The following is a 6,512-nucleotide window of genomic DNA, read 5'->3' on the forward strand; positions in this document are numbered from 1 at the left end:
TTCAATAAACAGGCAGACTGACCGGCATTCAGCACCCTCATATCACTACTATGTGCCCTCAAATGAGCGCTTACCGTGAAGGCCGCGAGGCGGCCCGAGATCCCGCCCTTGCGATTCGCGGCCGCCGTCGCCGACAAAAAAGAAGGAGCTTACGCTCCCTCCCTCGCCCGCTCCCGGCGCTCGGCCTCCGCGCGTGCGGCTTCGAGGCGTTGCAAAGTCTCAGCCCGCTCCTTGCGAGTGAGGATGCAGTGGTCGCGCTCGGCGCGCAGTTCGGCGACTTTGGCGTAGATGTCGAGAACCTGTGTCATGTGAACCTCCTTTGTCTCGATGACGGAGGCGATTGCCCGGGCGTTGGAGGGACGGGTCAGGGATCGCGACGCGACCGGAGAGTCCGACGTCTGGCGGAGCCGATTTTGTCGACGCGCAGCGGCGGCAAAATTGGGAGCACCGGGCGTCCTTGACACGGCCCGACTGCCGGTATGATCGGCTTCTCATTGAGAGAAAGACGGTTGGGCACCATGCTGCAACCACGTTTGGTAACAGATACGCGACAACTGGGAACAGCGCGGCGGCCGCGATCTGGCGCGACCATGAGAAAACCCGGCGGCTTGCGCCGCCGGGCTTCGAGGCTCCCGCTCAGAACGGGATGTCATCGTCGTCGATGAACTTGCCGTCCTTGCTTTCGGTCTGCTGGGCCCGGCTCAGGAAGTCGACCGTCTCGGCGATGATCTCGCTGCCGTAGCGATCGTTGCCCTGCTGGTCGGTCCACTTCGTATAGTGGATGCGGCCGCGAACCAGAACCTTCATGCCTTTCTCGCAATAGTCCTGGATCGTCTTGCCGAGGCCGTTGAAGGCGGTGATCCGGTGCCATTCGGTGTCCTGGACCCGGTAGCCCTTCTCGTCCCGGACGACCTTGCCGTCCGAATAGCGGGGGCGCGAGGTGGCCAGCGTGAAGTGGGTGATCCGGGTGCCGCCCTGGGTGGAGCGGGTTTCGGGGTCCTGACCGATGTTGCCGGCGAGAATGACGATGTTCTGCATTGTAAGTCTCCGTTGCTTCTCGGAGGGACCATCCCTCCGACGAGACCCGGCCAAGGCCGTCGGGAGACTCCTGCACTGACGCCTTCGGCGGCAGCTTGACCCCCAAAGCCCCAGGTGGGGCGGGCAGCCGCGCCTGCGCGGCAACACGGCTGGGCGCTGCGGGGGTTGCCGGAGGAAACAGAACGGACTTAGGGGATCAGTCAGTCGGAGGGATTGGTGCCTCTGAAAGCACGAACACGGGGACACACAGCAGAACCATCGTCCTTGCCGGCAACAGCGAAGAGGCAGGCCCCATGGACCTGCGCCGCCTTCGAAAGACACCCGTTCTTCTCTCCTTCCGGCCACCCGCGCCCTTCCTCGGACAGGCTGGACGGAACGAGAATAAAGAGGCTACCGGGCTGGTAGACGCGGAGCAGCGCCGCGTCGCCAATGTCGATGGCGGAAGGCTCGATCCACTCGACCTGCGGAAAGGTTCGTGAAGGTCTCCGCGGCCGTATCCACTTTACGAGATGAATGAGCTGGCTGGCAGGGCCTGTCTACGGCCTGCAGACCTCACGCCAACGACCGACTTCCCGAACCGGGCGAAGCGGGCCGAAAGCGAAGTATGGTGTGGGCAGCACTGTCGTGGCAGCCCATCAGTGCGGGAAATCCAAGCCCGGCGGCGCGAGCCGCCGGCTTTCTTCGCTGAGACCGGCGGATCGCGGCCGCACCATCACCGAGAAAATATCGACACGCCGAGGGCGTTCAGATTGACCATGGCCGCGATGCCGATGAACAGACCGGCGCTGGCGGAAAGCAGATTGAGCATCAAGCCGGGGTCGATCGCGTTTTTGGCTACCCCATGGATGAGCGCATAGCCGGCGATGACTGCCGGCACGGCGAAGACGGCGAGGGCGACCAGCCGCAGGGCTGAATTCCTCGCAAAGCCGAGAACCGCGATAACAAGGCCGATCGAAAGCAATGCCGCGCCGACTGCGGCCAGCCCCGAGAGGAAGATGCCGGCTCCCGCGCCCCAGGCATATTGAGCGGCCGAGAGACCGACCATGAAAGGCAAAGCGTAGATCGCCAGATTATAAGCGAAGATGCAGAATGCGATCGTCAGTGAGATAGCGAGCAGGATGAGCGACATGGAAACCTCCACATGATCGGTTGAGGATCACGACAGGCTGCCTGTAGATACGCTTCGCCTGCGACTATGCTACTTTTCCGGTTCTGCAAGGATGTTTCATAAGAGCCATCAACCTCTCCGATAGTCAAGTATTGGCGGCTGGAACAGCCGCCAGAGGCGGCGCTTACGCGCCGCCGTCGAACTGCATGGTGGGAATGCCGAGCTTGCGGGCCTTGTCCGCGAGGTTCCCTTGAATGCCGCCACCGCCGAAGACGAGGACGCCAACTGGCAGGACTTCGAGCATCGTGTCGTTGCGCTTGTACGGGGCCTGTTTCGCCGGGTACTTCTTGAAGTCAGGCTCGAAGGCGATCTGCGGCACCTTGCGGCTGTTTGCCCACCAGGCGGCGATGCGCTCTGCGCCCATCTTCGCGCCGCCGTGAATGAGCACCATGTCGGCGTGCTTCGCCCGGACCTGATCGAGCTTAGCCCAGATCAGGTTATGGTCGTTGAAGTCGGTTCCGCCGGAGACGGCAACCTTCGGACCGGCTGGCAAGAGCACCTCGTTCTCAGCCCTGCGTTTCGCGGCAAGGAAGTCGCGGCTGTCGATCATCGCGGCGGTCAGATTGCGATGGCTGATCATCGAGCCGGTGCGGGGCCGCCAGGCGCTGCCGGTGTGGTGCTCGAAGGCTTCGACGGCGACGTCGCGGAAGAGCTCCATGCTGTTACGCCGTTCGATCATGGTCTGCCCCTCGGCCGTGAGGCGTTCGAGCTCGACCGATTTCACCTCGCTGCCGTCCTGCTCACGCTGGAGGCGGCGCTGCGCCTGCTCGTTGTCGTCGAGATCGCGTTCGACCCGGCTCGCGGCGCGATGGAAGAGATTGACGGTCCCCCAGAGCAACTCGTCGAGGTCGGGTTCGAGGCGCGTGTCGCCGAGCGTCGCGACGAGGGCGTCGAAGATATCTGCGACGGCTGCGGCGACGGCGTTGCCCTCCGGAAGCGGCCTCGGATCGGGTTCGTCCTGAAACGGGCGCCAGCCGTAGAGCTGGAGTTCGGTGAGGACATGATCGGTGGGGGATGAGGTGTGGTCCGGCTCGAAGCCTGCGGTATCGTCTTCGTTCATCATCGTGATCGTCCTTCGTCTGGAGACCGCGCCCATCGCGGCCTTCGCAGGCGTCGGAAGCCCACGGGCGGGACGGCCTGGCAGCCCTCGCCTCTCGCGAGGGCCTTGATGGCCAAGCCCGGCTATTTTGTTTCGCGCTGCAAAGGCGGGGCTCGCCCCGCCGGCGGAAAATAGCCGGGCGCCGCGCCATTGCCCGGCCGTCCCGTTTGTGGGCCGATCGCCCTCTCAGAAGGCCGTGGGCGCCGCTCTCTCCGACTTCGAAGGATGATCACGATGATGAATGGAGACGGCAGGTGAAGACGCCTTGACCGCGCCTCGTCCCCCGCCGATCTCCTCACCCTTCCACGAAGCGGTGAACGTCATCGGGATGAAGCTGCTCCATCATAGCCGCCCGGAGGGCGTCCACGCCGCGCCAGCGCAGATCTTCGTTGAAGTCCTCGCGCATGGGTGACACCGAAATCGCCTCGATCCCGACGCTCCTTGCTCTGGCGACCAGGCTGTCTCTTGCGCCGTCCCCGGCCGGGTCGCGATCCCGGAGGACATAGAGCCTGCGCAGCGTCGCCGGGAACAGGATGGCAGCGAGGTGAGCCGCTGAGAGCGCGGCCATCATCGGCATGTGGGGCAGAACCTGACGGGGCGACAGCACGGTCTCGATGCCTTCGCCGGCCGCGAGCACCTCACCGGCAACGCCGAAGCGGACCCCGTTCCCGAGAAGGTCGCCCATCGCCCGCCGGGGTGACTCGACCGGCGCCTTGCCCGAACCGTCCGGGGCGAGCCAGGTGCGGTGTGCGCCGGTCTGGTTGCCGTGAAGATCGGTGACGGACGCGACGATCGCCGGCCAGATCTCGGTGGGCGAATGCTCATCGGGTTTGTAGTAGCACCGCGGATGGTAGCGCAGCGCGGTGGTTCCCACGAGGGAGGTGATCGCCCGCCCGTTGAGGTAGATTTCCGCGAGTGTGCCGCCTATCGGCTGCGACATGGCGAAAAGCCGCCGCGACGCTTCGGGCGAACCGACAGCGGCGTTCGACGTCCTGCCGGTGGACGTCCTCGTCATCTCCTGTTCGGGATGCGGGAGAGCGAGGAAGCGGCGTGCTTCCTCGGCTACGTCCTTGAAGTCGATGAGGCCAAGCGTTTCGCGAATGACGTCGAGCAGATCGCCATGTTCCCCGGTTGCGGAATCCGTCCATTTTCCGGCAGCGCCCTTACCGGATTCAGGGCCGGTCAGCCGCACGAACATCGAGCGGCCGGGGTTGTTCTGAACGTCTCCAACGATCCAGTATCGTCCGGCTCGGTGGCCTGATTTCAGGTAATGGCGGCAAACCGCCTCGGCATGATGGCCGAGACGGCTTGCCAGTTCGGAGGCATCGTGACGGGGCATCACGCGGCCTCCTTCTCGCCGATGCGCTCGACCGGCCAGCGGTCGAGCAGCTTGCCGAGAACCGCCAAGCCATTGGCATCGACCGGCACGAACATGCGCAGCTTCCACGAGATGATCTCGTGGAACAGGCCGTAGGCCGTGAGGCGCTCGCGCATCGTGTCGTCGAAGCCCGACAGCTCGATGCGGTTGGCGCCCATGACGCGGACGCGGCGAAGCTGAAGTCCCTCAGTGAGATCGAGGATGGTGCGGCCGTCCATCAGAGCGGTGAAGGCATCGTCCGGCGTGATCGCGGCAGCGCCGGTCGTGGTCGCATTCGCGGCCCAGGCCGGCGAGACCTTGCGGCCGATGATGCGCTCGCCGTCGTCGGTCTGAAGCCGGTAGACGCGCGTCGAGTCGTTCGGAAGCCGCTTCCAGATCGGAAGGAGCAAGCCTGTTACCATGTGGAGCGTGGCGTCCGTGAACTCCGGCACGTCGGCGATCTCGGCCTTCCAGGCTGACGCAAAGGTCTCCCCGTCAGTTTCGACCCAATGGGTCTCGCCCATGAAGCGCACCGGGATGTTGTGTGCCTCGGTCGGCCGGATCAGCCGGACGCGGCGCTCGATCTCGCCATCGTCGAGCATGATGCTGCTGGCCGGGATCTGAACGGCGGCGCGGCCGGAACGCTCGTTGACGAGCAGCTTTGCGCGCGGATCATCGAGCTCGGCGAGAGCGGCTTCGAGCGTCACCGGACGGTTGCCCTTGCGCTCGTTGATGGTGAGCAGGCTGGTTTCGGCGCCGGTACGCGGATGGGTGTAGATCGTCTGGCGATCGACGACGACGAAGCTCTCCGCGCTCAGCGTCTCCAGCCCGGCGTCATAGGTGCCCGAGGCGATCGCGCCCTCGATGCGGGCGGTCAGGAGCTGCTCGAAGGCCGTGAAGAGGATGCCCTGAAGCTCGATGGTGAGCGCGAGCAACCTGTTGAGAAACGTCGTGATCGGCGGTAGCTCGTCCTTGATGCCGGTCGAGTCCATCAGCTTCAGGCCGGTGGCGGACTCGAAACGGTCGAGCGAGCATCCCTCGACCTTGCCGCGCACCAGCAGCATGTAGAGCTGACGGAGCGCGTCGCGGGCGTAATGGCTTTCCAGATTGTCCTCGGGGCGGAACAGCCCTTGGCCACCGGTCTGGCGCTGGCCGCGGGTGATCGCGCCCAGCGTGTCGAGGCGGCGGGCGATGGTGCTGAGAAAGCGCTTCTCCGCCTTCACATTGGTCGAGATCGGCCGGAAGAGCGGCGGCTGCGCCTGGTTGGTGCGGTGCGTCCGGCCGAGACCCTGAATGGCGGTGTCGGCTTTCCAGCCCGCCTCGAGCAGATAGTGGACGCGCAGCCGCGTGTTCTTCGCCGACTTCTCCGCATGATAGCTGCGGCCGGTGCCGCCGGCGTCCGAGAAGACGAGCACACGCTTCTGGTCGTCCATGAAGGCTTGCGTCTCGGCGAGGTTGGCGGCCCCGGCGCGCGTCTCGACCACAAGCCGGTCGATGGTGACGCCGCCGCCGCGCTTGCGGACGATGCGGCGCGACCGGCCCGTCACCTCGGCAACCATATCCGTCCCGAAATGCTGGACGAGCTGGTCGAGCGCTCCGGGAACGGGAGGCAGGCTGGCGAGCTTTGCGATCAGTGCATCGCGGCGCGCGACGGCCTCGCGGCTTTCGACCGGCTGGCCATCGCGGTAGACCGGACGCGACGACAGATTGCCCTCCGAATCCGTGAACGGCTCGTAGAGCTGGACCGGGAAGGAATGGGCAAGATAGTCGAGAACGTAATATGCCGCGTCGGCATTATGCAGAGCACGGCGGGTCAAGTCTTTGATCTGCTTTTTCATTTCCTTATCTCC

The 6,512-nt window shown here is 64.9% G+C and carries 7 protein-coding genes; 1 reads left to right on the forward strand and 6 read right to left on the reverse strand.

From position 1 onward, the window contains the following. Nucleotides 1-149: 149 nt before the first annotated feature. Both KWJ32_RS27430 and KWJ32_RS27435 read right to left on the reverse strand, forming a co-directional pair. A complete protein-coding gene (locus KWJ32_RS27430) occupies nucleotides 150-308 on the reverse strand; it encodes a hypothetical protein (RefSeq protein WP_192799873.1) in 159 nt (52 codons plus the stop codon). Nucleotides 309-636: 328 nt separating this feature from the next. Further along, entirely contained in the window at nucleotides 637-1,038 is a 402-nt protein-coding gene (locus tag KWJ32_RS27435) for a single-stranded DNA-binding protein (protein WP_151610710.1), read from the reverse strand. Between the two features lie 293 nt (nucleotides 1,039-1,331). Here KWJ32_RS27435 and KWJ32_RS27440 point away from each other — a divergent pair, with 293 nt between their 5' ends. Continuing rightward, nucleotides 1,332-1,517: a hypothetical protein gene (locus KWJ32_RS27440; RefSeq protein WP_151610709.1), complete on the forward strand. Its 186-nt coding sequence runs from the start codon at nucleotides 1,332-1,334 to the stop codon at nucleotides 1,515-1,517. Nucleotides 1,518-1,750: 233 nt separating this feature from the next. On the opposite strand, the gene KWJ32_RS27445 is transcribed toward KWJ32_RS27440, so the two are convergent. From KWJ32_RS27445 to KWJ32_RS27460, 4 genes are all read right to left on the reverse strand, one after another. Beyond that, nucleotides 1,751-2,167 (reverse strand): hypothetical protein, encoded by a 417-nt coding sequence (locus KWJ32_RS27445; RefSeq protein ID WP_151610708.1) that lies wholly within the window; start codon nucleotides 2,165-2,167, stop codon nucleotides 1,751-1,753. A 163-nt stretch (nucleotides 2,168-2,330) separates the two neighbouring features. Further along, the gene (locus tag KWJ32_RS27450) at nucleotides 2,331-3,269 is read right to left on the reverse strand and encodes a DUF2493 domain-containing protein (protein ID WP_151610707.1); all 939 of its coding nucleotides are present in this window, start codon (nucleotides 3,267-3,269) and stop codon (nucleotides 2,331-2,333) included. Between the two features lie 331 nt (nucleotides 3,270-3,600). Continuing rightward, on the reverse strand, nucleotides 3,601-4,644 hold the full coding sequence (locus KWJ32_RS27455) for a toprim domain-containing protein (RefSeq protein WP_151610706.1): 1,044 nt from the start codon (nucleotides 4,642-4,644) through the stop codon (nucleotides 3,601-3,603). Then, nucleotides 4,644-6,512, reverse strand: a 1,869-nt coding sequence (locus KWJ32_RS27460; protein WP_256886592.1) for a strawberry notch C-terminal domain-containing protein, incomplete at its 5' end; no start/stop codon positions are given. The genes KWJ32_RS27460 and KWJ32_RS27455, both read right to left, overlap by 1 nt.

This window comes from Ochrobactrum sp. BTU2 (assembly GCF_024539785.1).
In the GTDB taxonomy this organism is placed as follows: domain Bacteria; phylum Pseudomonadota; class Alphaproteobacteria; order Rhizobiales; family Rhizobiaceae; genus Brucella; species Brucella anthropi.